The following is a 26,096-nucleotide window of genomic DNA, read 5'->3' on the forward strand; positions in this document are numbered from 1 at the left end:
ACACTTGAGAGAATTGTTGAAAAAGCAGTATGGCCCCTAGAAACTCCACGTCATGGGATGCAGGCCGATTTCTAAAAACGTTGGCCTACTTTGATGTCATTCCATTTTTTAGTTGCTTACAACGACTGTTCAAAGGCCAGCCTCAGCATCCGATCAATTCCCCAACTGGAGCAAAGCGCATGGGTGTGGTTTTAGTGGCAGGCGCAACCAGCGCTCTGGGGCAGCAAGTCGTTCAGCGGTTACTCGCGCAAGGGTATCAAGTGCGATCGCTAGTACCCGATTTGCAGCGAGGGCAAGCAATGGGAACACAGGCAGATTTGCTTGTGGCCAACTTGACTCAAACCGAAACGCTAACTCCGGAGGCTTTGGGCAATATTGACGCGATCGTTTATTACTCTGCCGCGGTGCCATCTGCTAGCACCAATGCTTCCTATTCAACCGCATCCTTGAGCACGCAAAATTTGGTACAAGCTGCTGCTCCTGTCCTAAGCCAGCCTGGAGAAACAACCTTTTTTGATTTCACTTACCCCTCTACAAGTCTAAAAGAGCTTTGGGGCGCGGTTGACGATGTGGTGATGGGCGGAGTGAGCCAAAGCGAGGTGCACCTCAGCGACAGCAGTGCCTTATTTGTAGGCAATGTCTCAACTGCCAACTCCGGTGGATTTGCTTCCATCCGCACTCGTAACTTCTCATCCGCGATCGCCCTAGGCAATTACCAAGGCATCAAGCTACGAGTCAAGGGTGATGGCAACCGCTATAAGTTTCTGCTGCGAACTGAGGAAAAATGGGATGGTGTCGCTTATTCCCATTCCTTTGATACCGTTTCTGATCAATGGATGGATATTGAAATCCCCTTCAGTGCTTTAGTTCCAGTCTTCCGGGCTAAAACTGTACCTAACGATGGCCCGATCGACCCCAACCGCATCTGCTCCTGCCAGTTCATGCTGAGCAAGTTTGAGTATGACGGAGCCTTGAACCCTCAATTTACTCCTGGCCCCTTTCAGCTCGAAATTGCCTCTGTCAAAGCTTACGGCGGACCTACCCTACCTCAGTTTGTCTTGCTTAGCGTCGCCACCTCTCTCCAGCTCCAGAGTGATTCAACGTCCCTTTCACAAGACGAAGAACGGGTGCGATCGAGTGGCATTCCACACACGATTATTCGTCTCTACCAATCAACAAAATTAACAGGTGATCGCTCTCAAGAGACAGTCAATCCAAAAGATATTGCTGAGTTGTGCGTACAGGTTTTAGCACAACCCGAAGCTTGCAATCGTACTTTTGAAAAAGCGGTGAATTGAGGGTGATATTGAGAGAGCGATCGCTCCTCAAACAGGTAAGGTAGGGATCAGAATCCATTGATTAAAGCATCCTGAACCCTAATGCAACCCCTGCCAGAGCTGACAGTTGAAGCAGCGCACAAAATCCTTCAAACCTTTACTTGTATCGAGCAAGACGCTACCGAGTCCCTACCCTCAAATGCTCTAGTTCGGCAAGCACTCCTATTCGTGACGAATCTTTGCGACTATCAGATGTTCGGTATTTGTGCTGATACCCTGACTCAGGGTTTAGCCGCTCTCAAGAGTTATTTGCCAGCCTTGGGCTACAACGCAGACGAAGTAACAGTGGACTCGATCGAGGGGCCAACTTACATCAAATTCAACTCTAAAACAGGCTTATGCTATGCCAGCCCTTACCCAGGCTCTCATCGCGGAGTTTTGGTTTCCTGCCAGTCGGCTCTGAGTAATGGCATCAATGAAACCTATGGGCACTTACCCTTAGATTTATTCCTAGAAGCTGCGTGAGTTTCTAAAGTATCGCTTTACGCAAAGCCCGACGCTGCTCCATTGAAAGCGCTGCTACCACCTGCCCAGGGTCAGAAGATTCAAACAACTTCACTAGATCCCAGAGTTCTCCATCTTCATCTTGAGAACTAAGGGGAGCTAAGACTTCATCAGCTTCAGGATGGCGACACACGCCTCCATCGCAATTAAGCCCTAACTGATGCCAGTAATGAGTCGGAACGCCCCAACCCCGCTGACCAAAATGCTCGTGATTCAACAATTGAGATTCTAAATATGCCTTGGGAGACGCATAATACTTCTGCTCCCGTGGGTAAGGCACAGTGAAGCAGCCAAAAGCCTTCCGATACTCTTCTGAATCAAGTATGGTGGTCACGAACTGACCCACTCCTTGCTTCATCAAAATATCGCAATAAAGTTGGATTTCTTCTTGATTCATGGGAGCGCGGCCCATGAACTTTTTGAAGCACCAATCTAAGAACTTGAGATTAGAAGCGTGGTGATAAAAAGCTTGCAGAAAAACTTCTGAATGACCTAATTCTTTGAGAAACCGTCTCACTCCAATTTTATCTTTCAAGAAATTTTTCTCAATTTGAGCCAGACTCTGACGCTCGTAGGCATAGGGTTGTCGCTCTAGCACTTGGCGATAAATTTGAGTCAAAGCAAAGCGACGCTCTTCTTGGGAAGAGTGGCGGCTGACTGTAATCGGCTGAACTTGGTTCATTGTGGGTTTCCCGTAAAGGTATTGAGGTGAAATACCTGAATCGGGCATATGGAGTTAGGAAAGCTTTGTGGTTAAGCGTGGGACTGAAGTGATTGCAGCACAATATCGAGGTAGGGGCGTACCAAACTACCACTAGCAGGAGACAAACCGCTAGTAATGGCTTCTTGTAAAGCGCGATAGGCGATCATGCATTGGCTAGTTTTGCGGTGGGCTAGCAAAATTGTGTCGAGCCAAGACATCATTTGTTCTTTAAAGAAAACTTCATCGTCTCGCAGAATTGAGACAGCAATATAGCGCAAAACCTCGGTCATGTCGTACTTACAGCGCTGACCATGTTGCTGAATAATTTCTGGGTAAGCTTGAGCTAACTTACGCAGGGATTGTAGAACCAGCTTGTCGCTTTGATCGCGCAACTGCTGATAGGTTTCTAAACGGACTTTGTAACTTTGGAGATATTGTTCTAGCGGGTCCAACTCGCGAGAGCTGAGATAGCGACCATCCGCTTCCAAAATATTTTTTTCAAGCGTGTGATTGAGAGTATGCATCATGGTTCGGCGCTGAACTAAGTCACTTTAGAAGCACTGCTTCTTCAGACTGCCCTGCCACAATAACTAGCTCAACAGATTGCAGTGATTCTTAATACAATCTTTTTGCCGCTTGTACATAGTGCAAGAATTACGGGTTGAGAGGTTAGCCTGCATCAAGAGACCATGCAGGTTTACTGAAGAACAAGTTAGCCTAGGGGTAGGTAAGTGCTTGGAATCAACCATCAACAGACAGGTCAGCCAAAGCAATGAATTGGATTTTAAGTTTAGTTGGAAAAGCCCTTGGGATCGCATTGCTCTTTAGCGGTGGCACCGTTTCTACTGCCATCTTGTTAGGTATTGCTGCGAGTCATGCTACAGGGGGGATTCTAGCGCTGCTCTCTATGTTGCTGGTTTTCTTTGGCTTAGCACCTGCCTTGATTGGCGCTGGCTTGCTGTTTCTAGGGGTATCGGCGAAACGACGGCTGATCCGAGAGCGATTTTTTCAAACTTTGCACATTAAGCAAGGCCGATTATCTTTGTTAGATTTTTCAGCGGCAGCTCGTTTGGAACCTGCGATCGCTCGTCGGCATTTAGACGGCTGGGCTAAAGAATTTGATGCGACGTTTGAAGTGAGTGACGAAGGCGAAATCTACTATGTATTTGGTGGCGTTTCACCCTCGTTCTATAACCGTGACCCGCTCCCTTCGCTCAATTACTGGGTTCGTCGGCTAGAAGAAATTTTCTAGACCTGAAATTGGCCTAACGCTGGCTCAGAAGTTTTAGTGCTTGGGTTCGTGGCCGTATCTCTAACAGGCCCCTATGCATTGAAATATCCTGGGCTGGCAATTAGATAAACTTATCTAGTCACCACCTAAAAGAAAAATGTTTTTCTAGGCTGTAAGTTGCTTGGGATCATTTACTTGTAAGCCTTTTAGGCAAGCCTAGCTGGAGACTTTTAAGTCAGCGATCGCATCTTTGGGCCTTATGGGTTAATATCTTTAACTAAGCCCAAGGTTACAAATTGATTGCTGTGTTCTTCATATTTTGTTACAAAAGGTGAAGAGCTGTTTCAATTGAGAACCTGCATGTTTGGCGGTCTTTCTGGTTTGACAACTCCTCCCGGCTCAGGCACCGACTTTGGTGAGCGTATGCTCAACACGGTTGCCAGCCAAAGTATTCGTCATCTGTTTACCCAGAGCGAATCAGTGGAGGTTGCTGTCCGTTGCTTCCCTTCCAGCAAACTCCTCCAGGGCAGCATTGACAGCTTCAAGATGAGCGGTCGTGGCCTCATCATCCGTAAGGATTTTTGGGTCGAGGAAATGTCATTTGAAACGGATGCAGTTTCAATTGATTTTGGGTCAATTTTGGGTGGCAAAATCCGTTTAAAGCAGTCAACCCAAGCTGTGGCTCAAGTCACCTTGACCGAAGACGGCATCAACCAAGCGTTTCAGTCTGAGCTGGTACAAAAGCGTCTGCAAAATCTCACGATGCCGGAATTAACCAACCTGTCTGGGGGAGAGCCAGTTTCATTTCGGGAAGTGCAGCTACAATTGCTGCCCGATAATCAAGTCAAAATCTTGGCTAAAACTGATTTACCTAACTGTGATGCTGTTCCAGTTAGTATGACTGCGACCCTTGATGTGGAAAGACGACGACGGATTTTGTTTCAAAATTCTCAGTTTGAGCCAGAGGCGGTGGATGAATCCTTACGCGCTATCTCTGAAATTTTGACTAAAGCCTTTGCTCAAGTGCTGAATGAAATGGTTGATCTCGATCGCTTCAACTTAGATGGAGTGATGATGCGGATCAATCGTTTGGAGACTCAAGGTAAAAAGCTGATTTTTAGTGGTTATGCTCAGATCGATCGCTTCCCAGGCAACGGTTAGTTGCTTTTGAATTGGGAGCCTAGAGGTGAGCGATCGCGTCTCGAACTCAAGTCTGAACTGGTAAGCTGTTCAAGGTGAACTTGTTTCTCTTCTTGAAGCTGATCTAGCATGGCATTCGCGAACTTATTTATCTTAGGCGGCGTTGTAATGTGGCCATTGTTGGGATTTTCGATCCTGGCAGTGGCTTTGATTTTGGAGCGAGCTGCCTTTTGGTTCCGGATTACCCAACGGCAAGACCGTGTAGTGCGCGAAGCGCTGAGCTTATACAAGCGCAGTCCTCAAGCGGCATTTCAGAGACTAGAGCAGAATGCTGATCTGCCCATCACTCGCATTTTTTTGACTGCGATGGAACTAGAGCAGCCCTCACCAGAGGAATTTCGCTTGGCTTTAGAAAGTGCGGCCCAAGCGGAGCTGCCCTTGCTCAAGCGCTTTAATACCATCTTTGAGACGATCATTAGCATTGCACCCCTCCTAGGCCTGCTGGGGACCATTTTGGGCTTGATTGGCTCTTTTGCCTCGTTGCGGGTCGGAGATTTGGGGGGTACTAATGCCACTGGGGTAACGGCTGGCATTAGTGAAGCCTTGATTTCTACTGCCTCTGGATTAATTGTGGCTATCTTTACGCTGCTATTTGCCAATACGTTCCGAGGGTTATATCAACGGCAAATTGCGCTCATTCAAGAATACGGCGGGCAGTTGGAATTGTTGTATCGCCGCCGCTATGAGCGAGATGACTTGCCCTATGCTTCTTCTTGAGCTGCGATCGCTCCACTGTTAAAGCTTGAGAACAGAATTTAGCAGGAGTAGGGGGATTCACCTTGGAGATGTCTAAACTTCCGTAGGTTTAGAGGTGGGCGGCCAACTGACCTCGCCTTTCGGTAACTGGGCTTGCAGATGTACGGTGAAAACGGTGCCTACTCCGACTTGAGATTTGAAGCTGATACTGCCGTCATGCATTTCAACGAGCTGGCGTGTCAAAGCTAGTCCTAACCCAGTTCCTTCGTGCTTACGGTTTAAGGCGCTGTCAATTTGCTGAAAAGCTTCAAACAGCAAGTGATGCTTGTCTGCCGCAATGCCAATGCCTGTATCTTCTACCTCGATGGTGACTATATTGCCATCGCACCGCAGCCGCAACCAAACTTGGCCGCCTACAGGGGTGAACTTAATAGCATTCGATAACAGATTCAAGAGAATTTGTTTAACTCTGCGCTGATCTCCTACAAAGCGATCGCATTTTTGTAGACCTACTAAATCAGTCGTCAAAACTAATTTTTGGCCATGTGCCTTTTCACTCAAGGAGGCAACACTTTGTTCGGCCACTTCTTGCAGAGAAAATCGACTGATTTGTAGGGAAGCTTTGCCCGCTTCAATCTTGGATAAATCTAAAATATCGTTAATTAATTGAAGTAAATGAGTGCCGCTGTTGTGAATAATGCCTAGATACTCACTTTGCTTAGGAGTTAACGAACCAAAGAGTCGATTCAGCAGTGCAGAAGACATGCCAATGACTGAAGTGAGAGGCGTACGCAGCTCGTGGCTCATGGTCGCTAAAAATTCGCTCTTAGCTTGACTGGCTTTACAAGCAGCAGTTAAAGCGTCTTGAAGCTGCTCGGTTCGCTCCGATAGCGCTTGGCGAGTTTCAATCAGCTCGGTGATGTCCCGTGAAGTACCAAGTAGGCCATAAACTTCGCCATCTGGTTTTTTGAGCGGCACTTTGAAGGTGTCTAGATGACGCATCCCGCTTGGAAAGACAATGGTTTCTTGCGTGTGCAACGTCTGACCCGATTGAAATACTTGCAAATTTTGTTCAGCAAAATGGTTGAGCAAGTTGCTAGGTAGACAACCAAAAATTGATTGGCCTTGAATATTTTGGCGGTCTTCGTAACCAATGGACTTGGCAAATGCGTGATTGCAAAACGATAAAGTCATGCCCTCTCGATGCATGACAAAAATGTGATCGGGTAGAGCATCAAAGAAGTATTCTAGCTCTGCGGTTCGTTGGGCAACCTGCGCTTCTAAAGTTTGGTTGTGTTGCTGAATCTGTTGGTAAAGGGTGGCTTGGTGAATGGCGATCGCTAGTTGATCCGCCACGGTCGTTAGCAGTTCCACTTCTGACTCATGCCAGTAGCGTGGGTAGTGGTCCTGGCGGAACGAAATGCAGCCCCAGAGCTTTTGGTGATAATGAATCGGCACCATTAACCAAGCTCCGGAAACCTGACTCGGTGGCTTTTCTGGATGCCAGGGTCGGAGGGTACGGGCGTCGCTGACTTGTACCGTTTGCAGGTTACGTAGGCGAGCGGAGTGAGGATGAATGGGGGCAAAAACCGTGGCATCCACGGTGGAGGATGCTTCTGGCTGCAACCGATACTCCGTTTGCACTTGCCAGTCTTGAGGGTCTTCAAGATATTGAAAAATGCTACAGCAATCAACTACCACCAGTTGCCCCAACTCCATCACTACTGTTTCAAAAATATGAGACAGGTCTAGTGAGGCTCGAATTTGGGCTACGAGGCGATTGACCAGAGCCGCTCGTTGTACTCGTTCTTCGGCTTGTTGGTAAACCAAAGCTTGATAGAGCACTTGCTCAATTTGGTGGATCACCATGTGGAGCAAATACATTTCTTCGGGTTGCCAAATGCGATCGCGCTCCCATTGCTCAATGCAAAGAAACCCTCCTACCCATTTATCAGCATGCTTCGGGTGAGATTGGGTCCAACTGGAGAGCGCTGCTCTGGCAACTCCAGACTCGCGAATTTCCGTATGCTCCGCTAGCAGAGGAAATTCATCAGATACCCAAGTGCTCAGGTGGTGATGCTTGTGAATGAGCTGCTCTACGGTTGCCCAAGCAGGATAATGGGTGTGGCGGTCCCCAGTCAGCAGTTCGGGCGATCGCGCGATCGCACCCCAGATAACACGCTGATCTTTAGCGCTATAAAAAGCAATCAGGCAACGACTGACATTAAAAATTGTCCGAATTACTTCAGCAGAGCGGCGCAGAATCGTTTGCGGCTCTAAGGAACTACTACTGACATGCAACAGTTCATGCAGAAGTTTTTCCTGCTGCAACCAATGAGGTTGTTGATAGATAGTTTTGGTATTGGGCCGAGCCGCCACAGCTTGGGAGTTTGGACTCATGCTGTGATTAGTTGGGGTTAGTGCTTGAGGCTTTGCACCATTCGCTTCTAGGGCCATCAGCAGCCTTAATGTAATCTCACTTTGCAACTCTGGGGCATTGCTCTGGGCTACCCAGCTAGCGATCGCTGTCTCAAAAGCAGGTGCGATCGCCGCTACAGTCGAGGTCTGGGGTTGTAAATGGGCACAAAACTTGCTGATCTCACTTGAGTCGTAAATCAGCTCAATTTGATACAAAGGCTCTAAGTCTGCGCGGTTAGCTTCTAAAGGTAGAGAACAGCCTGCTTGAAACAAAATGCTGAAGCGATCGCTGATACCCAAGATGAAAACTAACGGGGTCTGAGAGGGCGACTGACGAGTTTCGAGGTGAGTTGGTAAGCGCTCTAAGTCTAAGTGGCAGGCAAGCCAACCATTGGAGCCTTCCTCTCCACTGACCCAGGTTGATTGAGGCTGGCTTCTGCCTTCTGGCTTGAACTTAAAATAGCTATTGGGGTGGGTTGCAGGAGGTTGTAGCAAGCTTAGTTCAGCGCCAGTTTTTAGCTCCAAACCTAGCTGGCAGGGTGTTACTTGAGGATTTTGAGAACTAAAAAGCACCAGGTGCAGATCCGGTAACGCTGTTAAAAACTCCAGCAATGCGGAGCCCAAGGCCACACAGGAAGACTGTTTCAACGCACACTTATTATTCATTGTAAAAACAACATAGCCTGTGTCTAAAATGGGCAACCTGATGGAGATGCTGACGATAAAGATGACTCATAAAATCTTGCGGTTAGAGTAGCAGGGAGATAAAACTCACTGGTTGGGCTACTCTAAACTCGGTAGATTCTTAAACTTAATCAATAGCGTTATAGGGTAGGCAGGCTCAGCTTTAATCTAAAGTTTTCCCGCCATAGGTGATGTATCAATTTATATCAAGCTCTAACCCAATGCTGTTTGTAACTTTTTGACCCGCGTTTCTCCTGTAGAAATTGTTCCCTATAACTAGAGAGATACAACGCCTACCAGTAGAAGGACTCAAGCTGAATTGAGTTTGGGGTAAAAGTTTGAGAGCGAAGACTCGATCTCTGAAGGGTAGATAAGCCAGGCTCGTTTCACAGGTTGGATCAGAGTTTTTACTAGAGGCGACAATTCACTAATTTCTTGCAATCCAGCGGCGCTTTGTAACCTAATGCCCCGTTGGTAGATAGTGTAACCACGGCTACAGGCAACACGAATTCCAGCATAGTGAGTTGCGCTAAAACCGGCTTGAGCTAGCCGAATCGATACTTGCTGCATCAAATGTTCTTGCTCATTTACATTCAAGCTAGAAATATCTAGAGCTTTCAAGAGATCGCGATCGAGAAAACGGCGACACAAATCTACCAACACTGGATCGGCGCAGTGCTGCCAACGCTGCAAGTGGTAAGTCAGCACACCATCATCGGCTGCCAGGTAATGCGCCAGCGGTAACAGCTTCACTGGAGCCCCTGAGAGAGAACTACCTTCTCCAGGAAGCTTTGATTGAGTTAGCCAAGCCGTGACCGTATCATCTGCTTCAATACCACCTAAAGCAAATTGCTCACAGGCGCGTCTAAAAGCTTGCTCCAATACCCAAGTTGCGGCGATATTTTTGGGATGGTTGTAAACCTGGGCGTACATGAAATAGCGCACGATCAAATAATGCTCGATCGCAGCCATGCCTTTACGAGCGACTACCAACTGCTGGCTTACCGGGTCGTAGCTCAGCGCCATCAAAATCCGATCGAGGTCGAGCTTGCCGTAGGAAGCGCCTGTGAAGTAACTATCCCGCATTAGGTAGTCGAGGCGATCGCAGTCAAGCTGACTGGACACTAACTGCCAGACAAAGGGAACCGGATATTTCTTTAAGTAGACCTGCTCCAAGCTGTCCACCAAGCTAGGATCAAAGGAGTCTAAAAGTTGACGAACGGGCGCAGATTCTCGCAGAATCCGCCTGGTCCAAGCTTCATGATGATTACCAAAAATCTCTTCGCTCGTATGGCTAAATGGTCCATGCCCAATGTCATGTAGCAGAGCTGCACACAAAACAATGGGGCGGTGCGGCTGCACCTGGGGGTAACGTTTGGCAATGCGATCAAACACCCGCCGCGCGATCGCCATCACGCCCAAAGAATGGGTAAAGCGAGAACCTTCTGCTCCGTGAAAGGTAAGGCTAGCAGGACCGAGCTGACGAATACGCCGCAACCGCTGAAAGGCAGGCGTATCGATTAGGCGAATCAGTAAAGCTTCGGTTGGATCACTGTTATCCAACGCGATCGCCCCATGCAAGGGGTCATGATACGTGCGACTGGAATTAGGCAGCACCCGCTAGCACAGAAGGCTGGGTGAGTAACTCGACCGCTGCTTGATACTGTTGGTCCTGCTCCGTAGCAACTTGCTCTCGGGTAATGGCTTCTAAAGGTACCAGGCGATCGGGCGTGATGCCTAGCTTATTGATGTCATGGTGGTTGGGAGTTTCATACTTCGCCACCGTTACCGCTAAGCCAGAACCATCTGAGAGTTCAAAGAGTGACTGAATTAAACCTTTGCCAAACGTTTTTTCGCCGACTAACTCAGCGCGGCCATTGTCCTGCAACGCCCCTGCTAGAATCTCACTTGCGCTCGCGGTACCTTGATTCACCAACACGACCAGCGGATCTTGGGTCAGGGCGGGGCCGTTCGCTTCAAAACTGTCCTGGATGCCTTGGCGATTCACAGTGTAGACAATAGTGCCGGAGTCTAGCCACAAACGGGCAATTTCCACCCCAGCTTGCAGCAGGCCGCCAGGATTATTGCGGAGGTCGAGAATGTAGCCCTCGGCTCCTTGATTCTCTAGGCGATGCACAGCTTTGGCTAGCTCAACGGTGGCATTGGCGTTGAACTGATTCAGGCGAATATAACCAATGGTGGGGCGGTCATGAAACTCACGCAACTGGGCATAAACCGGATTAATCGCAATGCGATCGCGCACCACCTGAATATCTAACTCAGGCTCTCCTTCTCGGGCCACAGTCAAAACCACACGACTGCCAATGGGACCGCGCATTTTCTCGGCAGCTTCATCCAAAGTCAACTTAGCCGTAGGAACGCCATCAATGCGCGAGATGCGGTCGGCAGGGCGGATGCCAGCTTGCTCGGCTGGAGAACTTTCAAGCGGCGCAATAACTTTTAACTCACTCGTCTCTGAATCGAGCGCAATCTGCAAGCCTACTCCAGTTAACTCGCCAGAAGTATTAGTTTGTAAGCTGCGGTACTGATCGGGGCGCAACAGCCGCGTGAAGGGGTCGTTCAAGCTAGCCAGCATTTGCTGAATCGTTTCATAGGCAGCTTCTCGGTTATTGAGTGGACGGCTGAGGACTTGCTGACGTAGCGATCGCCAGTTTTGATGATTGAAAGACTCATCGACATAAGAGCGATTGACGATCCGCCAAACTTCATTCACCAACCGCTGCTCCTCTGTGAAAGCCCAAGCTGGAGTAGACCAGCTCAAAGCCACCACAATCGGCAATATCAGCAATAACCCAACCCTAGCGATCCACTTTTTTTGCATGACACCGAATCTTAGTTCACTAGATCCCTAACTTCTTGAGTTGCCCCAGCATGAAATCCTCTTCTGGTCTATGTTACATTTTTTGTAGACTCCTGTGAGTTAGCCCATCCATTTAGGCCAAATTAGCTCAAAGAATTGCCGTCTGAGTCCCTGTTGGAGAAGCTTCACTCAAGCAACGAGCTAATAGAAGTTCAGTAGGTAATCTGCAAGCTTTTTGACAGCGTACTAGGATGGATAGAACATTTGAACTCAATAAGCTCAGACTAGATCAGACCAGAATCTAGCTCTCTAAACTTGTTGAGAGTCTCTTAGAGAACTCTTTGGATCAGTAGCTTACTCCAGCCGACCCCCCAAGATTCTCCTTCTTCTGAGAGACTAGAAAGGTCACAAACAGCAATACATTTTCAGGAATTCTTGCTTCATGTTTACCAAGCAGGTAACCGACTCAAAAGTCTACAACTGGTTTGAGGAACGTCTGGAAATCCAGGGACTCGCTGATGATGTCAGCAGCAAATATGTGCCTCCCCACGTCAACATCTTCTATTGTCTAGGTGGCATTACCCTGACTTGCTTCCTAATCCAGTTTGCAACTGGGTTTGCAATGACGTTTTACTACAAGCCAACCGTAACTGATGCTTTTGCGTCAGTTCAGTACCTGATGACAGAGGTCAACTTTGGTTGGCTCATCCGTTCCATCCACCGCTGGTCTGCCAGCATGATGGTGCTGATGATGATTTTGCACGTCTTCCGGGTTTACCTCACCGGTGGTTTCAAAAAGCCTCGTGAGTTGACTTGGGTAACAGGTGTAATTTTGGCCGTAATCACCGTTTCCTTTGGTGTAACTGGCTACTCACTGCCTTGGGACCAAGTCGGTTATTGGGCTGTCAAGATCGTTTCTGGTGTTCCTGAAGCAATCCCAGTCGTAGGCCCCTTTATCGTTGAATTACTTCGCGGTAGTAGCAGTGTGGGTCAAGCAACTTTGACTCGCTATTATAGCTTGCACACCTTCGTTCTGCCTTGGTTGATTGCAGTCTTTATGCTGCTGCACTTCCTCATGATTCGTAAGCAAGGCATTTCCGGTCCTTTGTAAGCAATTCCCTGTAAGCAGCCCATAGGCAGTCTTCACAGTTTGCTCAGAGCACTTATACTAGGCTATTACATCTAGCTCAAGTCTAATTGCTGTCTCGTTCTCTACCTGCTGACTTCAGAATAAAGGAGAGCACTTTTACATCATGGCAACGATTAAAAAACCGGATCTCAGCGATCCACAGCTTCGCGCCAAACTTGCCAAGGGGATGGGCCATAACTACTATGGTGAACCCGCTTGGCCTAATGACCTGCTTTACATCTTCCCAGTTGTAATTGCGGGCACGATCGCTCTTTGCGTCGGTTTGGCAGTTCTAGACCCAGCTTTGGTGGGTGAGCCTGCTAATCCCTTTGCCACTCCCTTGGAAATTTTGCCTGAGTGGTATCTCTACCCTGTCTTCCAAATCCTGCGCATTCTTCCTAACAAGTTGTTGGGGATTGTGTGCATGGGTGCAATTCCTCTAGGTCTAATGCTTGTTCCTTTCATTGAGAACGTGAACAAGTTCCAAAACCCCTTCCGTCGTCCAGTGGCTACCACCCTCTTTTTGTTTGGGACTCTGGTAACTCTGTGGTTGGGAATTGGTGCAACTTTCCCTATCGACAAGTCCCTGACTTTGGGTCTGTTCTAAGAGAGCTGAAGAGTTCAACTCAACGCCTGTTTGTGCTTCCGTAGTGCCAATTGTTGTACTACGGAAGCACTTAAGCAGGCGTTAGTTTTTATGTAAAGCTTTATGCTGAGTCCTAGCCCCGATTCGCAAAGATTAGATTAATCTGCTGGCTGTCGCTCCCATTTCTACCTGTTCTTTGTTAGGATTTGGCAGCAATCTTAAGTTATTACAAAATACTAAGCGAACTGATTATTAATAACCATCAATTGTTCTAGGCTCCTAGCCCTAAAAATTTGGGTGCAAAAACTGCAAATATTTCTGGGGAGCGGAGTAATTTGCTCCGGTAATAATCGATGACTGGAACTTACCATTCACCTGATGTACTAGCAGTCAAGCGTGAAGTTAGAGCTACAAAATTGGACCCTATTACGACTAAAAGTGCTCGTCACGTATTTGTGTTCTTAGAGATTTTTGCCTGCGAAGGTGGCATCCAATCCTACGTCAAAGATGTATTGAAATCTTACGTAACTTTGGTGGAGCTAGCAGACGGAAAAATCGCTGTCCCTTACAAAGCAGATGTATTTCTACTGCGGGATGGGCCAGAATGCCACAATCCCTTAGAATCTAGTCCGATCAATTTTCACTATTTCAAAACTCGTCCCCCTGCTCTAGGACGCCTTAAATTAGCTGCTCAGTTGTTGGCTTCTCTACTGCGCGATCGCCCTGAGCGAGTTTTTTGCGGCCATATCAACCTCGCCCCCATGATCCAGGCGCTATGTCAACCGCTAGGGATTCCTTACACTGTCTTGACCTATGGCAAAGAATTTTGGGTCAAGTTGCCACAGCATGAGCAAAAGGCTCTCCAGCAGGCAGCCAGTATTTGGACGATTAGCCGCTATAGCCGCGATCGTGCCTGTGAGGTCAATGGACTAGACGCGCAGCGAGTCAAGTTGCTTCCCTGTATTGTTGATGGCGATGCCTTTACCCCTGGCCCTAAAAACCCAGCTTTAGTCGAAAAGTATGCTTTAGCTGGAGCCAAAGTGCTGATGACTGTGGCTCGACTTTGGGGAGGGGACCGATATAAAGGGGTGGATGTAACGATTCAAGCTCTGCCTGCGATCGCTCAAGCTTTTCCGCAGGTGAAGTATTTAGTGATTGGTCGAGGTGATGACCAGCCCCGATTGGCCCAATTAGCTCAAGATTTAGGGGTGGCGGATCGGGTCGTGTTTGCGGGCTTTGTGCCGACTGAAGAGCTAGTTGAGCATTACCGCTTAGCTAATGCCTACGTCATGCCGTCCCAGGAAGGCTTTGGCATAGTCTACCTAGAGGCGATGGCTTGTGGCGTGCCTGTGGTGGCAGGAGATGCAGACGGTTCCGCCGATCCGCTACAAGATGGCAAACTCGGCTGGCAAGTGCCTCGGCGTGACTCAGAGGCAGTAGCTGCGGCCTGTATTGAAATTTTACGCAACACTGAGGATGCTGTGGGTAAACCAAGCGATCGCCGCTGTGACGGAGCTTGGTTGCGCCAGGAAGCTTTATCTTTGTTTGGTGCTGAGGCGCTGACCCAGCAATTAAAACAATTACTGAGTTCGACCATAGAGGAGTCAACAAAGCTATCCTAAAAAAAGCAAGAATTTGTTGCCTCTAGGAGCTTGCTGTGAATCAAGACAGCCTCAGAAGTTTTCAGTTAACCCTCGCTGGTGCAAGTCGCTGGCTTATGTTCCTAGCTTTGCTCTGGCTGCTAGGATTAGCGGGTTTGGGCTGGCTGGTTAAGTCATTTCTGCTTGTGGTTGGTTTTATTTGTTTAGCGCCAATCATTGCGTTTTTAGGCTTTCGCTGGTGGCTGAAGCGCAACTTAGTCCAAGCTCAATGCCCCGTTTGTGGCTCTGAGGTGGCGGGCATCAACCAGACCCAGATTGAGTGTGCTAGTTGTGGGGAAGCACTTAAGGTAGAGAAAGGCCATTTAAGCCGTCTGACGCCACCCGGAACCATTGATGTGCAAGCTATTGAAGTGCCAGCCCAACCGATTGACCGTTAGCTGGACATTTTTCCAACGCGATCGCCTAACTACCCATCTCAATTAAAAAAGTGGACAGTTCTGAAAGAAGAACCATCCACTTTTTTGTTTAAGTCACTAGCGGTTTAGGCTTTTGTTAGTTGGGAGCCTGAGAAATGGAAAGTCGGTAAGCATGCTGTCCTTGGCCGCGATCGCCAACGTAGACAGAGTAGGTGCCAGGAGACCAAAAACCTGAGATTTGCGCTGGCTTCTGGGAATAAGTATCTGCTAAAGAACAGAATCGTCCCCCCGGACCATCAATCAACAAGGTGGGTTGTCCTTCACTTTGCACTGCAAAACGCAGGTAAGGAACAGCCTGGGTCACTTGAATTACCTGACTGGGGGTATTACTGACATAGCCACAATCGCTACTTTTAGCTCCGCCCGATGTGCCTGTTAGCACTTGAGGGTCAGGCTGAAACCCGGGAGCAACAGGTAAAGGTTTACTCTGAGCTGAACCAGCAACTGTCAAAGCCACCACCAGGGCTGTAGGAACAGCAAGCCAATATTTGTACGTCTTCATCTTGCTCACCCCTCAAAAAGTGCGGAGTGCTCCTAATTCCAGTATCCGCAATTTCCGGCGAATTGCGGAACTGTATGTTCATGTTTCTAGATTGTCACAGAACTTTTTATTGCTGAGGCAGCTAAAGCCCTACACAACCAATTACCAATTAATTAGGTGGAGTGGCGATACTGTTCTAGTAGCTGCGGAATGTGGTCATAACCATCGACCCCGATCACGGAAGCAATTTGACGGCGATATTGTTCTAAAGCTGCTTGAAACCCTGCTTCCCCCATTTGCCCCTGCAAAATCATTAGTAGCCCTGCGGGTTGCCGCCACTCACTAGAAGCAATTTGCTCTAGAAGATACATGCCCAAACAGCCACTATAAACAGATTTTTCCAGGTTTTGTAGACGGTAGTAGGCTTCGGCTAAGTGAGCTAAGTTGCGAGCTTGTAAATAGACATCACCAGAAAACTGCGCCGCTTGAATACCACCTTCTAAATAAGCGATCGCTATTTGTGATTGATCTAAGACAATATGAGCGATCCCCAAGCTGCTGAGACAGAGGGCTTGGCTTTGGCGATCGCCTAACCGTTCAGATAATTTCAAGCCTTGCTGTAAATAATCAATCGCACTTTCGTAGGTTTCAGGTTCAACTTGTTCTAGCTGCTGCGCTTGTAGCACTTCGCTGTAACCCAAGTTAGCTAAAGCATTCGCCTCACCCAAGCGATCCCCAGCCTGACGACTCAGAATCAAGGCCCGCTGACTGTAGTTGATCGCTTCGGCATAATTTTTCTCCGATACGCAAGCCCGACTGAGGTGATTGAAGTTGGCGATTTCACAGGGGCGATCGCCTGCTGTCCGCGCCAGCTCCAAAGCTTGTTGATGAAAATTTTGCGCCCGGTCATATTGGCCCTGCGCCCGGAAAGAATAGCCGAGTAAGGTCAGGATTCTGGCTTTTTCCTGAGTGCCTTCGGCTCGCCGTAATGGTTCATCTAGGTAGTTCAGGGCATCTCGTAAATAGTTGCCAGCAAAGGAAGCAAAAATGCCACCGTAAAGCGGAAAGTACTCGCGTTGCGCAAAGGTTCGCAGGATTTGCAGTGTGCTCTGAAAGGCTGCATTGGCAAAGCGATCGCCTAAACCCACGCCCATTTGGGACCACAGGACGGCAAATGCTAGAAACGTCGAGATGGAGAGCTTAGAGCCGACTTTGGAATCGTAGACCAACTTGTCAAACCAGGTCACCAAACCTTGCTGTAAGCCGCGCAGAATCACCGTGAGTTCAACCCAATCTTCGAGGTCCACAGTTTGATGTCTCCCCCACTCAGCCGCCGATTGCTCATGAGCGAGGGCTTGGAATAAAGATTGAGGCATGGGACTGCCAACTTGTTTAGCCCACAGTGCCCAAGGACCACGCTGACCCGGCACACCTTCAAACCCTAACTGCCCTTGGTTTTGGTCGTAAATCCAGCCCACCAAATGGTCTTCTAAACGACGCCAGGCGGCAATTCCGCGCCCAATGCCTGTCGCTAGTTGCTCAATCTGCTGCTGAGAGTCAGTCTCGGTGATGGTAGCGGCTTGCTGCTGTAACGCTTTAGCAAGCTGTTGCCACTGCTGTAGCGTCACGATTTGCCCCCGATTGGGATCGGTGACTTGAATCAAGGTTGTTAAGCGCTGCTCAGGCTCAGCCGCTACGACTTGACGCACTGCGGTCGTGAGCATTTCTGTCGCTTGGTTTTGCTCTTGCCAACGTTCCCACTCACCTTGGATCGTTTGTAAGGCTCTCAGGACACGGTTGGCCTTAGCGAGTTTTAGCTCATCGGTTTGGATTTCGACTTGGCGTTGAGCGGCAGTGAGGCGATCGCCCAAACAACGCTCAAAGATCTCCCCCGTCCCGGCACTCACCTCTTGCAATAACATTTGGTAAACCTGCTCTTTAGAGCGGATTTTGCCCTTGAGTGTGGTTTCGACAATGCGATCGATGAGTTCTAGATAGCGACTAGCTAGTGGAGTAGCACCACTCACAGGATCAGCCATAGAATTTAAACGCTTTTAGAGAATTTTTAGTTACCTTACCGAGAGTCTAGCTAAGCACAATCTTTTTTATTTTTTCTTATAAACTGAGCGTGCTTGGGCGACTTCTCTTCGCTACAATCGCAGACACAACAGTAGATTTACTGAGTCCGCTGCTGTTCCTCACCATTGTCGCGATCGCTGCTGAAATTCAGCATGGGAATTTAGCTGAACTTCTAATGTATGAGTTGGTTTTAGGACAAGGATTTGTCCTACTTTACCAGGGTAGCTTTCTTGGTAGGGCAGCTTGCGCAAGTCTAGTCACTAGTTGGTAGATCGCACTGATGAGCTATGACTTAACACCACGATCGCCTTCATAACCTAATCTCAGCTTGACGCAGTCTCTACGCGGGTAGAGACCTCCTACCCAAGAATTACAAGAACCAATAGACTGCATAACTAGTGACGGGGAGTTTTTGAAGATGGCGAGCCCAACTGTGAGGAGAAGCACCAATCGCTCTCAATCAATGCTACCTAGTTGGCGCTTCAAACGGTTGCCCTTACTACCTCGACGCTGTGGAGCTTGGCTCATTGAGGTTTCTCTAGTTGTGGCTAGCGCTTGGGTGCCGTTCAGCTTAGGGGAATACGCCAAGCTCCACTCTGCCAGTGAGCCAGTGCCACTCAATCCCTTTGTCGCTCAAGCTGAAGCGGCGATCGCCCGAACCCTAGCGATTCCGGTGGGTGATCGCGATCGCACAGTTCCTCCCCTGACAAATTTGCTGTGGTCTGGTGCTGTGGTGGCTCCATTTGTGGTGGCGGGGCTAAACCTGTACTCACTCACTAAGACGGGCAAAACTCAACCCAAGCGCTGGTTTGCGGTCAAGGTAGTGACAGCTACGGGAGCGCCTCCCGGTTTGGTTCGAGCGGTAGTACGAGAAGGTATTGGGCGCTGGGGCTTGCCGCTGGGGCTTGCTTATACGATCTGGCGCTATAGTGGGGCCTTTCCAGATCTCAGCATTTTGTTGGGGCTAGCTAGTTTTCTAGTATTAGGTGAAAACTTTAGTGCCCGCTTCAACGCGCGGCGGTGGGCTTGGCACGATCGCTTGTCGAGGACAACGGTGATCGACGCAGCCCAACCCACTTCTATCTATAGCGACCATGTACAGGTATTGCGCCGTGACCATCAAGCTTGGTCAGAGCAGTCATCTCAGTGGAGCGAGGAAGATGCGGCGATCGCGGCCATTGTACTGACACCAGAAAAAGGCTGGCGGGGGCAAGGGTTGTGGTACTGGATGCGGCAACATCCTGGCATGACCCTGCTGATCGTGTCGCTCTCTAGCATAGCGTTGGTACTTGGCACCTTCGTGGGCACCCAAGTCTATGTGCAAAGCCAAGCCAATCGTCGGGAGTTTAAGCAGCAGGATAATCAAGTCTTTCTAGCGTTGGTGAGTAAGCTGACCCCCACCTCTCCCGGTGCCCCAGATGAGCGGCAAGGAGCAATTTTGGCGCTGGGTACGGTGAACGACTCACGGGCAGTGCCGCTATTAGTGGATTTGTTAGGACAAGAAGACAAACCTGCCCTGATTGATGCGATTCAGCAAGCTTTGGTCAGTAGTGGTCCCGATGCTCTGCCTTACCTGCAACGACTGAATCAATCTTTGAAGACTGATTTGGAGTCGCTGCGCTACGGCAATAACGAGAAGGAGTACAAGTTATTGGCGTTGAGACGACGGGCGACTCAACGAGCGATCGCTAAATTGCTGACAATCTATAGCGGTCAAGTGCATGCTGCCGATCTGAATCGGGTAGACCTAGGCCGCGTCGCTGAAGGGGCAGCTCAATTTACACTCGTGTTGGATCAAATCGATTTATCAGGGGTCCAACTGAAAAGTGCCATTTTGGCGGGCGCGAGTTTGCAAGGCAGTCGATTCTATGGAGCGGGCGAAGATGAGCGCTGGGGAACCTTTGATGATTGGGTTACCGACTTAAGTGGGGCTGAACTCAAAGATGCCAACTTAACCGGAGCCTTCCTAGGCAATGCTTTGATGGAGCGCACGAATTTAATTCGGGCCATTCTTAACAAAGCGGATCTTTCAAAGGCTCGTCTGTCGAAATCGAACCTCAGTAGTGCCAAACTGGTTGCTGCTAATTTTCGCCAAGCTATCTTGAATCATGCCAGCCTTACAGGTGCGGATCTAGGAAATGCTGACTTCTCCGAAGCAAATTTGCAAGCTGCTCGATTGGGTCAAGCTAGTGCGACTGCCACAAAATTTCAGTTGGCTAACTTAGTGCGATCGGAGTGGCAAGGAGCCGATTTGACTGGGTCAGACTTTAGCCAAGCTAACCTCCAGTATGCGGACCTAAGCTCGACTCAACTAGGAGAGGCTAATTTCAAAAATGCTCAATTGCAGCATGTCAGTTTCCGCAACGCAGATCTCAATCAGGCAGATTTACGCGGAGCCAATGTTACGGGAGCAGACTTCCAAGGGGCGATTTTTACACCTTCCTCCTCTAAACCTTCTAGCCAGTTCATTCAATTAGCACCTAGTGTTTCGCAGTCTGGTCTGTTTAAAGGTGCTAATTTTGTCGATGCTAAAAATTTGAATCCTACTCAGATTGCCTATATTTGCGCTCAAGGCGGTCGTCATTCTCAGTGTCAATAGGGTGTGTCGCTGTTTTGTAAATGGCGCGGGCGAAACCCGTGTCCTACAAAACAAAATGCAAAACCTGTGCTAATCAGTCAATCAGCTAGATTATTGCGCTGCTTGGGTGAAAATAAGTAACAAGATGCCTGGTTTAAAACTAGGAATTTGCTTGAATAGACCTGAGGGTGAATCAGCCTAGATGAAGGGCTGACGGCTGAAGTTGAATTGAGCGAGACAAATCAATCAATGCTACTGGTAGTGAGGAGTTGGCAATGAAGAGTCTTAAGCGCCTGTCGCAAAGTAAAAGTTGGGCTGGGTTGGCTACGGCGATCGCTCTAGGGGGCGCTGTTGTAGCGGCAGGAGTTGAAGGTCTCGCCCCATCCGCAGCATCGGCACAGGCTGCCTATGGGAGTTATGTTGGCGTTGGTCCCTCGATTGGTCTCACCGATGGCTCTGTTAACGAAGACAGCGAAAATGCTTTGGTCATTGCCGCGCGTTACAAGCTGCTGAAGTTGCCAATTTCTCTCAGAGCCCAAGCCTTGATTCTGAATGACAACACGGCGATCGTGCCCACTGTGTCCTACGACATCCCGCTGAGCTGGCAAGCGGATGCCTATATTGGAGCAGGATATTCCTTCTCAGAGGGCGACTCTACTTCGCCTCTAGGCAATCAAGATGCCTTTGCTATTCAACCAGGCATTGACTACGCTCTGCCCAACAGCAAACTCGTGGTGTTTGGCAACGCCATTATTGCCTTTGATGCTTACCGGGAGAGTGGTGGAACAGCGGTCTCTGTGCAAGGTGGAGTCGGATATCGATTTTAATTCCAGAAACTAGAAGTTAAAAGTCGGAAGCCAGGAGCCAGAATTTAGATGGTTCTTGGCTTCTTTATTCAGGTAGTCATGCTAGCCAAAGAGATTTAGAAATAAAGCTATTCTTCGGCGATCGCCTTTTCTGGGGTAGTTTGATCAGGGTTTAGCATGCCACTCTGAATCACAAGTTGGGGCCAGACCAAGATAAAGAAACCCATCCAAGCCAGAATTGGCACTGCAACGAGGCAGGTGAACCAAATGGTGTGGGCGAGGAACCAACTGCCAGTAATGATGGCGATACCTGTAAGCAAAATGGACCAAGGTTGGCACCACCAAGGCTTATAAGACCAAGGGCTGATTTGAGAAGATTCAGACAAAATCTGACGCGATCGCTCCAGAACTCAACAGGGGTTATATAAAGAAACTGTGTTTTAGAAGGCACATTACTTTGAGTACAATGCTAAAACAAACATGACTAGAGTGTGGCTACTGCTCTAGTGATGGAAGGGGTACTGGACCATTCTGCAACTGTGTCTTCTGGCGATCGCCATGCCTCACCGCAACTTTGATTCTTTCCGAACTCAGCATTTGTCTGACCTGGAGTGGCCTGCTAATCCGGAACTGCAAGGCCAAATTACAGAATTGCAGAACTCCTATAGCTCCCACTATAAGTTGCTGAATGTAAATGCTTGGGCGATCGCGAAAACAATGGACAAGTTCTATCCAGGTTTTTGGAATCGCTTCATGGCAAATCGGCAAGTGGCGTTGCAGCAATTTCTGGAGCAGAAGCGCCAGCAAGCAGCTCAGGATGCAGCTTCTACACCGCCCTCTGCCAGCTTGGAAATTCCAGAAACTTCTAAATAGGTAAGGTGAGCATTGCCCACCCTACAAAACGATTCGAATAGCTTCTAAAAGCTGGCTCTAAGAGCGAGAAGCTGCCAAATTTAAGGGTTGATCCAGCTTGATTAAGATGAACTCGCTATCATCCGGTTTGCCTGGAGTCCGACCCGCACTAAAGGGATAGTTGTTGTCGTTGATCACCAAGAGAGTATTGGCGTCAATCGGCAATACGTCTTCGATCGTCACGAAGGGGAATGTAAACCGACCGTTCACAGTGCCATTACCACCCAGACCTTGAGGGTCAGAAATGTTGAGCAAATCTACGAGTAAATCCTTTTTGACAAAGCCAGCCTCGTCTTGCTGCCGCAAATCTACTTTGTAGAGGCGCTTGAACTGGGCAGGATCACTAAAGTTGGGATTGTTGGGATCACCTTGGCGATTGTCCCGTTCAATCACAATAAACTCGGAGTCGTTAATGGCGGTAAAGTCGCCGATCGCATGACTGGGGTCTTCTAGCCGATAACCAAAAACTTTTCCGCTATAGCGCTTGGTTGCCAGATCAAACTCGTTAATCAGGAGGCGATCGCGCTGCGGATCACTCACCACAGGCTTCTCTAGCAAAGCGTAGAGTTTGGTGCCACTGGTATTTAGAGCCATGCCCTCAAACCCACCAGAGCGGGGTAAATTCGCCGCCGTCACCCGTTCTTGATCGGTAGGTAGGTTGGCGAAGGCAGGATTGTCAGGCGATTGAATGAAGGGGCGATCGCCCAGCTTGAGGAAGTTGGGTAGGGGAATGGGTGGTTCTAAAAGTTGACCATTGGCGCTGGTATGCAACAAATAAGGCCCAAATTCATCCCCAAACCAATAAGTTCCGTCACTCACCCGACGAAATGCCTCCAGATCAAAATCAGCCCCCGTTAATAGGCGGCGCGATTTGATGGTTGCTGCAACTGGAATTCCTTGCGGTTGGCTGGGGGAGATGCTGCCCGGATAAATGTTTTGCTCCGCCACAATGGGAAAGTCAGTTTTATTGCGGCGATCGCTAAGCGAGATAAAGCTTTGACGACTAAACTGGCTCAACCGCCCGCCACTTTTTACGTTTACTGGAAAAACACGCCCAGAGGCAAAGTCGGGTTCAACGGCATAAAAGCGCAAGGGGTAATCTGGAGAATTGGCCTTGGCCCCATAACCGTTGTCTGACAGAACCAAAAAGGTGCCTGGTTTCGGTCCGGGCAGCACCGCAGAAAAACCTTGAACAGGTAGTTTCTCTACAAACGGCACCGAAACTTCATTCGTCGCGCTAATTAGCTGCCCAGAAGTGGGGCCAGGCGCAAAGGTATTGGCTGGCAGAACGGCGCGTCCTACCAACTCTACGGCGATCGCAGGCACATATAGACCTAAAGCATAGAAGGTGCTGACGACCGAAAAAATTGCCGTCAGTCCTGCAACGGAGACTCGTAACTTGGAATGGTGGGTTGAGCTTACAGCCTTGTTTACGTTCATCGTCAGCAGTTGAGGTGTGGATAGTGCAACCATTAGCACTCAAAACTTACTGATGATGGGTTAAGGGAACCCTTGCCCAGCCGTTAAGATGTCCTTAAAAAAGGCTGATTTCATGAAAGATTGCTGGGAAAACTACTCGCTGTCTTTAGCAACTACTTGAGGCAAACCCATACTGTAGTTAAGCACCCGGCTCTCTAGGTTGTAGCTGATTTCTCCCTTCTTCACGAGCGATCGCACAAAGTGCTCCAAGTCTGACCCAATGCGACGCAGGTTATAGTCAGTTAAGTCTTCCCCTTCATTAGCAGCAACCAGCTCATCAAACTTGCGATATACCTGTTGCAAGGCAACGTCATTCCATACAAACTCGTTGTCTGGGTCAACATCCAAGGTCAAAACGCCATCAGCAGGATTCAGTTCGGTGCCTTTCACTTCCGCAGTAAAGATGTGGATGTGGCGGGTTGTAGACTTGAGTAGCATAGGAAATGTTACGGTCTATTGAGTGTATTGACTCATTCTAAACTACGACCATGAAACTCCTGTTTATTCGTCATGCTCAGTCTGTGGGAAACATAGAACGGCGGATGCAGGGGCATGGTGAGTTTGAGCTTTCGGCCAACGGCAAAATCCAAGCGGGAAAGCTGGCTCAGCGCTTACTAGAGGAGTCTTGGTGGCCTTCCGCAGTCTATAGCAGTCCCCTAAAGCGGGCGGTACAAACCACCGAAATTTTGGTAAATCACTTTGTTACGGCTCCTTTGCCTGCTGCCGTTAGTGATCTAATCGATAGTGAAGATACTTCCCAAGTGAGTGTAGCCACAGGCTCTCAAAAACCCTGTACCTTCAAAGTCTCTTATGCCGATGAGCTAGCAGAGTTTCAAAATGGTGTTTTTCAGGGCTTAACTTGGATGGAAGCGAAGGCGCGATACCCAGAGTTTTGCCGCACCTTAGAAACCTCGCCGGATTGGATTCAAATTCCCGAAGCCGAATCGCTGCAGGAAGCCCGCGATCGCGCCCATCAGTTCATCCAAAAGTTACTGGCCCAACATCAAGATTCTGATCAAATTTGGATTGTGACTCACAGCTGGATTTTGCAGCATTTGATTGCGGAGTTGATGGGTTGCGATCGCTCTTGGCGCTTACATGCCCGCAATACGGCTTTGTTTGAATTTTGGCTCGATCGATCGCGTTGGCACCTGCAAGACCAGAACCGTTTTAATACCGATCTCTGGCAAGTGCGCCGCTTTAATGATTGCCGCCATTTGGCCTCTTGAAAGCTCGACAATGAGGCGCTAAAGTCTCTGTCAAGACAGATTTCTACCTGGGGTTTTTGAACAGTTTCAATCCACCTCAAGGTACAGTATTGTGAGCAGGGAACCTGGATGACTGCGGCTAAAGTTCAGGATTTTTATTTCGACCGCTGAGCGCACAATGGTAGATTCAATTGAAAATATTACCAAGCAAGCCCGCCAAGGCAGCGTGGCAGCGATTATTCAAGTTTTGAATGACAAGCTGGCGGATTCTGGTGTTAGGACCAGAGCCATTTTTGAGGATGGCGTGCTACAGCTTTTGTGCGAAGCAGCGGATGTCGATCAACTAGAGCAATCTACTTTAGTTGAGCGGGTGCGTCAGATTCTGGAGTCGATTTCCCCCCGCAATATCCGCCGCGTCAAAATTAACAGCCGCATTGTGCGAGAGCAACAACTGTTGTGGCTCGAAGAAATTAATCGCGATCCAGAAAATCAATTGCTTTGGTCGCAGGAAATTACTCTAACTCGGCCTAACCTGTTCAAGCAGTTCATGGAGGATTTGCAGAGCCAGCAAGCAGAACAAGCAGCTGGTATGCCAAAAACTCCTTCTCCTCGCCAAGTCCGGGAGCAACGCCAATTTAAGCGAGGCGTGGTGGGTGGTACTTTAGCGAGTTTACTCCTGCTGTTGCTGGGTTGGGGTGCCTACAGTTGGTTTGGCCCAAAATTCCAGAGTAATAGCCAAGCGAATACAACGCCATCTCCAGACTCGGCCCAATCTCCTGAGCCTAACGCTACTAGTACTAACTCTGCTGCGATCGCCCCTAGCCCCTCTACTGCTCCTAACCCTTCGCCAGTTGTTCCAGCAAGTCCTAGTCCTAGTCCTGAAGCTGCGATCGCTCCCACTACTGCACCGACTTCTGCCGACCCTTTCGCCGATGCAGTCAGACTCGCTGAGCAAACCGCTAGTGATGGCAAAGCAGCCCAATCTTCTGCCGACTGGCTAGCTCTAGCTGCAAAATGGCAACAAGCTTCAGACCTAATGGGCCAAGTAACTACTCAAGACAAGCGCTACAGCATCGCCCAAGATCGTACTGCTCTCTACCAACGCTTTAGTGAAGCTGCCTTGCAAGAAGCTAAAAAGAAATAAGGCCAAGCTGCTAGCAAAATTGG

General features: G+C 48.9%; 24 protein-coding genes. 14 read left to right on the plus strand and 10 right to left on the minus strand.

The window, feature by feature from the left end:
• Positions 1-29 precede the first annotated feature (29 nt).
• Positions 30-1,298 carry a CIA30 family protein gene (locus H6F72_RS06275; protein ID WP_190432867.1) on the plus strand — a complete coding sequence of 423 codons (1,269 nt, stop codon included), beginning with the start codon at positions 30-32 and terminating at the stop codon, positions 1,296-1,298.
• Between the two features lie 81 nt (positions 1,299-1,379).
• The gene (locus H6F72_RS06280; RefSeq protein WP_190432869.1) at positions 1,380-1,802 is read left to right on the plus strand and encodes a DUF1824 family protein; all 423 of its coding nucleotides are present in this window, start codon (positions 1,380-1,382) and stop codon (positions 1,800-1,802) included.
• 4 nt (positions 1,803-1,806) lie between these two features.
• On the opposite strand, the gene H6F72_RS06285 is transcribed toward H6F72_RS06280, so the two are convergent.
• Positions 1,807-2,523: a phycobilisome rod-core linker polypeptide gene (locus tag H6F72_RS06285; RefSeq protein ID WP_190432871.1), complete on the minus strand. Its 717-nt coding sequence runs from the start codon at positions 2,521-2,523 to the stop codon at positions 1,807-1,809.
• Positions 2,524-2,594: 71 nt separating this feature from the next.
• A complete protein-coding gene (locus H6F72_RS06290; RefSeq protein ID WP_242016817.1) occupies positions 2,595-3,071 on the minus strand; it encodes a hypothetical protein in 477 nt (158 codons plus the stop codon).
• Positions 3,072-3,316: 245 nt separating this feature from the next.
• Here H6F72_RS06290 and H6F72_RS06295 point away from each other — a divergent pair, with 245 nt between their 5' ends.
• The 3 genes from H6F72_RS06295 to H6F72_RS06305 all read left to right on the plus strand — a co-directional run bounded on the left by H6F72_RS06295 (position 3,317) and on the right by H6F72_RS06305 (position 5,692).
• Complete coding sequence (locus H6F72_RS06295; RefSeq protein ID WP_190432873.1) at positions 3,317-3,796, plus strand: hypothetical protein; 480 nt, start codon at positions 3,317-3,319, stop codon at positions 3,794-3,796.
• 339 nt (positions 3,797-4,135) lie between these two features.
• A complete protein-coding gene (locus H6F72_RS06300) occupies positions 4,136-4,936 on the plus strand; it encodes a DUF2993 domain-containing protein (protein ID WP_190432875.1) in 801 nt (266 codons plus the stop codon).
• A 108-nt stretch (positions 4,937-5,044) separates the two neighbouring features.
• Positions 5,045-5,692, plus strand: coding sequence for a MotA/TolQ/ExbB proton channel family protein (locus H6F72_RS06305; protein ID WP_190432878.1), 648 nt, complete (start codon positions 5,045-5,047; stop codon positions 5,690-5,692).
• A gap of 72 nt (positions 5,693-5,764) precedes the next feature.
• Here H6F72_RS06305 and H6F72_RS06310 read toward each other — a convergent pair whose 3' ends face one another.
• The 3 genes from H6F72_RS06310 to ctpA all read right to left on the minus strand — a co-directional run bounded on the left by H6F72_RS06310 (position 5,765) and on the right by ctpA (position 11,615).
• Positions 5,765-8,755, minus strand: a complete 2,991-nt coding sequence (locus tag H6F72_RS06310; protein ID WP_190432881.1) for an ATP-binding protein — start codon at positions 8,753-8,755, stop codon at positions 5,765-5,767.
• A gap of 327 nt (positions 8,756-9,082) precedes the next feature.
• Positions 9,083-10,390: an HD domain-containing protein gene (locus H6F72_RS06315; protein ID WP_190432883.1), complete on the minus strand. Its 1,308-nt coding sequence runs from the start codon at positions 10,388-10,390 to the stop codon at positions 9,083-9,085.
• Positions 10,380-11,615: a carboxyl-terminal processing protease CtpA gene (gene ctpA / locus H6F72_RS06320; RefSeq protein ID WP_190432886.1), complete on the minus strand. Its 1,236-nt coding sequence runs from the start codon at positions 11,613-11,615 to the stop codon at positions 10,380-10,382. Before ctpA ends, H6F72_RS06315 begins: the two co-directional genes overlap by 11 nt.
• A gap of 421 nt (positions 11,616-12,036) precedes the next feature.
• On the opposite strand from ctpA, the gene petB reads away from it, so the two are divergent.
• The 4 genes from petB to H6F72_RS06340 all read left to right on the plus strand — a co-directional run bounded on the left by petB (position 12,037) and on the right by H6F72_RS06340 (position 15,347).
• Positions 12,037-12,705 carry a cytochrome b6 gene (gene petB, locus H6F72_RS06325; protein ID WP_190432888.1) on the plus strand — a complete coding sequence of 223 codons (669 nt, stop codon included), beginning with the start codon at positions 12,037-12,039 and terminating at the stop codon, positions 12,703-12,705.
• A gap of 142 nt (positions 12,706-12,847) precedes the next feature.
• The gene (gene petD, locus H6F72_RS06330) at positions 12,848-13,330 is read left to right on the plus strand and encodes a cytochrome b6-f complex subunit IV (protein WP_190432889.1); all 483 of its coding nucleotides are present in this window, start codon (positions 12,848-12,850) and stop codon (positions 13,328-13,330) included.
• A gap of 332 nt (positions 13,331-13,662) precedes the next feature.
• The gene (locus H6F72_RS06335) at positions 13,663-14,931 is read left to right on the plus strand and encodes a glycosyltransferase family 4 protein (RefSeq protein WP_190432890.1); all 1,269 of its coding nucleotides are present in this window, start codon (positions 13,663-13,665) and stop codon (positions 14,929-14,931) included.
• Between the two features lie 35 nt (positions 14,932-14,966).
• Positions 14,967-15,347: a hypothetical protein gene (locus H6F72_RS06340; RefSeq protein ID WP_348228167.1), complete on the plus strand. Its 381-nt coding sequence runs from the start codon at positions 14,967-14,969 to the stop codon at positions 15,345-15,347.
• A 115-nt stretch (positions 15,348-15,462) separates the two neighbouring features.
• On the opposite strand, the gene H6F72_RS06345 is transcribed toward H6F72_RS06340, so the two are convergent.
• Together H6F72_RS06345 and H6F72_RS06350 are read right to left on the minus strand one after the other, a co-directional pair.
• Complete coding sequence (locus H6F72_RS06345) at positions 15,463-15,888, minus strand: hypothetical protein (protein WP_190432891.1); 426 nt, start codon at positions 15,886-15,888, stop codon at positions 15,463-15,465.
• Between the two features lie 152 nt (positions 15,889-16,040).
• Positions 16,041-17,906 (minus strand): lipopolysaccharide assembly protein LapB, encoded by a 1,866-nt coding sequence (locus tag H6F72_RS06350; RefSeq protein WP_190432892.1) that lies wholly within the window; start codon positions 17,904-17,906, stop codon positions 16,041-16,043.
• Between the two features lie 458 nt (positions 17,907-18,364).
• Here H6F72_RS06350 and H6F72_RS06355 point away from each other — a divergent pair, with 458 nt between their 5' ends.
• Together H6F72_RS06355 and H6F72_RS06360 are read left to right on the plus strand one after the other, a co-directional pair.
• Complete coding sequence (locus tag H6F72_RS06355; protein WP_190432893.1) at positions 18,365-20,545, plus strand: pentapeptide repeat-containing protein; 2,181 nt, start codon at positions 18,365-18,367, stop codon at positions 20,543-20,545.
• A gap of 254 nt (positions 20,546-20,799) precedes the next feature.
• The gene (locus tag H6F72_RS06360) at positions 20,800-21,351 is read left to right on the plus strand and encodes a porin family protein (RefSeq protein WP_242016818.1); all 552 of its coding nucleotides are present in this window, start codon (positions 20,800-20,802) and stop codon (positions 21,349-21,351) included.
• Positions 21,352-21,458: 107 nt separating this feature from the next.
• On the opposite strand, the gene H6F72_RS06365 is transcribed toward H6F72_RS06360, so the two are convergent.
• Complete coding sequence (locus H6F72_RS06365) at positions 21,459-21,716, minus strand: DUF6737 family protein (RefSeq protein ID WP_190432894.1); 258 nt, start codon at positions 21,714-21,716, stop codon at positions 21,459-21,461.
• 172 nt (positions 21,717-21,888) lie between these two features.
• Between H6F72_RS06365 and H6F72_RS06370 the strand changes: the two genes are divergently transcribed.
• Positions 21,889-22,203 carry a hypothetical protein gene (locus H6F72_RS06370; RefSeq protein WP_190432895.1) on the plus strand — a complete coding sequence of 105 codons (315 nt, stop codon included), beginning with the start codon at positions 21,889-21,891 and terminating at the stop codon, positions 22,201-22,203.
• A gap of 57 nt (positions 22,204-22,260) precedes the next feature.
• Here the strand turns inward: H6F72_RS06370 and H6F72_RS06375 are convergent, their stop codons facing one another.
• Both H6F72_RS06375 and H6F72_RS06380 read right to left on the minus strand, forming a co-directional pair.
• A complete protein-coding gene (locus H6F72_RS06375; protein ID WP_199298925.1) occupies positions 22,261-23,715 on the minus strand; it encodes an esterase-like activity of phytase family protein in 1,455 nt (484 codons plus the stop codon).
• A 99-nt stretch (positions 23,716-23,814) separates the two neighbouring features.
• Complete coding sequence (locus H6F72_RS06380) at positions 23,815-24,159, minus strand: NAD(P)H-quinone oxidoreductase subunit M (RefSeq protein ID WP_190432896.1); 345 nt, start codon at positions 24,157-24,159, stop codon at positions 23,815-23,817.
• Between the two features lie 50 nt (positions 24,160-24,209).
• Between H6F72_RS06380 and H6F72_RS06385 the strand changes: the two genes are divergently transcribed.
• On the plus strand, positions 24,210-24,950 hold the full coding sequence (locus tag H6F72_RS06385) for a histidine phosphatase family protein (protein WP_190432898.1): 741 nt from the start codon (positions 24,210-24,212) through the stop codon (positions 24,948-24,950).
• Positions 24,951-25,107: 157 nt separating this feature from the next.
• Positions 25,108-26,073 carry a hypothetical protein gene (locus tag H6F72_RS06390; protein ID WP_190432900.1) on the plus strand — a complete coding sequence of 322 codons (966 nt, stop codon included), beginning with the start codon at positions 25,108-25,110 and terminating at the stop codon, positions 26,071-26,073.
• Positions 26,074-26,096 lie beyond the last annotated feature (23 nt).

Source organism: Trichocoleus sp. FACHB-46 (assembly GCF_014695385.1).
Classification (GTDB): domain Bacteria; phylum Cyanobacteriota; class Cyanobacteriia; order FACHB-46; family FACHB-46; genus Trichocoleus.

Bases quoted from the DNA above. Each gene is read 5' to 3' on its own strand.
- H6F72_RS06275 (WP_190432867.1), top strand. From the start codon at position 30: ATGGCCCCTAGAAACTCCACGTCATGGGATGCAGGCCGATTTCTAAAA.
- H6F72_RS06280 (WP_190432869.1), top strand. From the start codon at position 1,380: ATGCAACCCCTGCCAGAGCTGACAGTTGAAGCAGCGCACAAAATCCTT.
- H6F72_RS06285 (WP_190432871.1), bottom strand. From the start codon at position 2,523: ATGAACCAAGTTCAGCCGATTACAGTCAGCCGCCACTCTTCCCAAGAA.
- H6F72_RS06290 (WP_242016817.1), bottom strand. From the start codon at position 3,071: ATGATGCATACTCTCAATCACACGCTTGAAAAAAATATTTTGGAAGCG.
- H6F72_RS06295 (WP_190432873.1), top strand. From the start codon at position 3,317: ATGAATTGGATTTTAAGTTTAGTTGGAAAAGCCCTTGGGATCGCATTG.
- H6F72_RS06300 (WP_190432875.1), top strand. From the start codon at position 4,136: ATGTTTGGCGGTCTTTCTGGTTTGACAACTCCTCCCGGCTCAGGCACC.
- H6F72_RS06305 (WP_190432878.1), top strand. From the start codon at position 5,045: ATGGCATTCGCGAACTTATTTATCTTAGGCGGCGTTGTAATGTGGCCA.
- H6F72_RS06310 (WP_190432881.1), bottom strand. From the start codon at position 8,755: ATGAATAATAAGTGTGCGTTGAAACAGTCTTCCTGTGTGGCCTTGGGC.
- ctpA (WP_190432886.1), bottom strand. From the start codon at position 11,615: ATGCAAAAAAAGTGGATCGCTAGGGTTGGGTTATTGCTGATATTGCCG.
- petB (WP_190432888.1), top strand. From the start codon at position 12,037: ATGTTTACCAAGCAGGTAACCGACTCAAAAGTCTACAACTGGTTTGAG.
- petD (WP_190432889.1), top strand. From the start codon at position 12,848: ATGGCAACGATTAAAAAACCGGATCTCAGCGATCCACAGCTTCGCGCC.
- H6F72_RS06335 (WP_190432890.1), top strand. From the start codon at position 13,663: ATGACTGGAACTTACCATTCACCTGATGTACTAGCAGTCAAGCGTGAA.
- H6F72_RS06345 (WP_190432891.1), bottom strand. From the start codon at position 15,888: ATGAAGACGTACAAATATTGGCTTGCTGTTCCTACAGCCCTGGTGGTG.
- H6F72_RS06350 (WP_190432892.1), bottom strand. From the start codon at position 17,906: ATGGCTGATCCTGTGAGTGGTGCTACTCCACTAGCTAGTCGCTATCTA.
- H6F72_RS06355 (WP_190432893.1), top strand. From the start codon at position 18,365: ATGGCGAGCCCAACTGTGAGGAGAAGCACCAATCGCTCTCAATCAATG.
- H6F72_RS06360 (WP_242016818.1), top strand. From the start codon at position 20,800: ATGAAGAGTCTTAAGCGCCTGTCGCAAAGTAAAAGTTGGGCTGGGTTG.
- H6F72_RS06370 (WP_190432895.1), top strand. From the start codon at position 21,889: ATGCCTCACCGCAACTTTGATTCTTTCCGAACTCAGCATTTGTCTGAC.
- H6F72_RS06375 (WP_199298925.1), bottom strand. From the start codon at position 23,715: ATGGTTGCACTATCCACACCTCAACTGCTGACGATGAACGTAAACAAG.
- H6F72_RS06380 (WP_190432896.1), bottom strand. From the start codon at position 24,159: ATGCTACTCAAGTCTACAACCCGCCACATCCACATCTTTACTGCGGAA.
- H6F72_RS06385 (WP_190432898.1), top strand. From the start codon at position 24,210: ATGAAACTCCTGTTTATTCGTCATGCTCAGTCTGTGGGAAACATAGAA.
- H6F72_RS06390 (WP_190432900.1), top strand. From the start codon at position 25,108: ATGGTAGATTCAATTGAAAATATTACCAAGCAAGCCCGCCAAGGCAGC.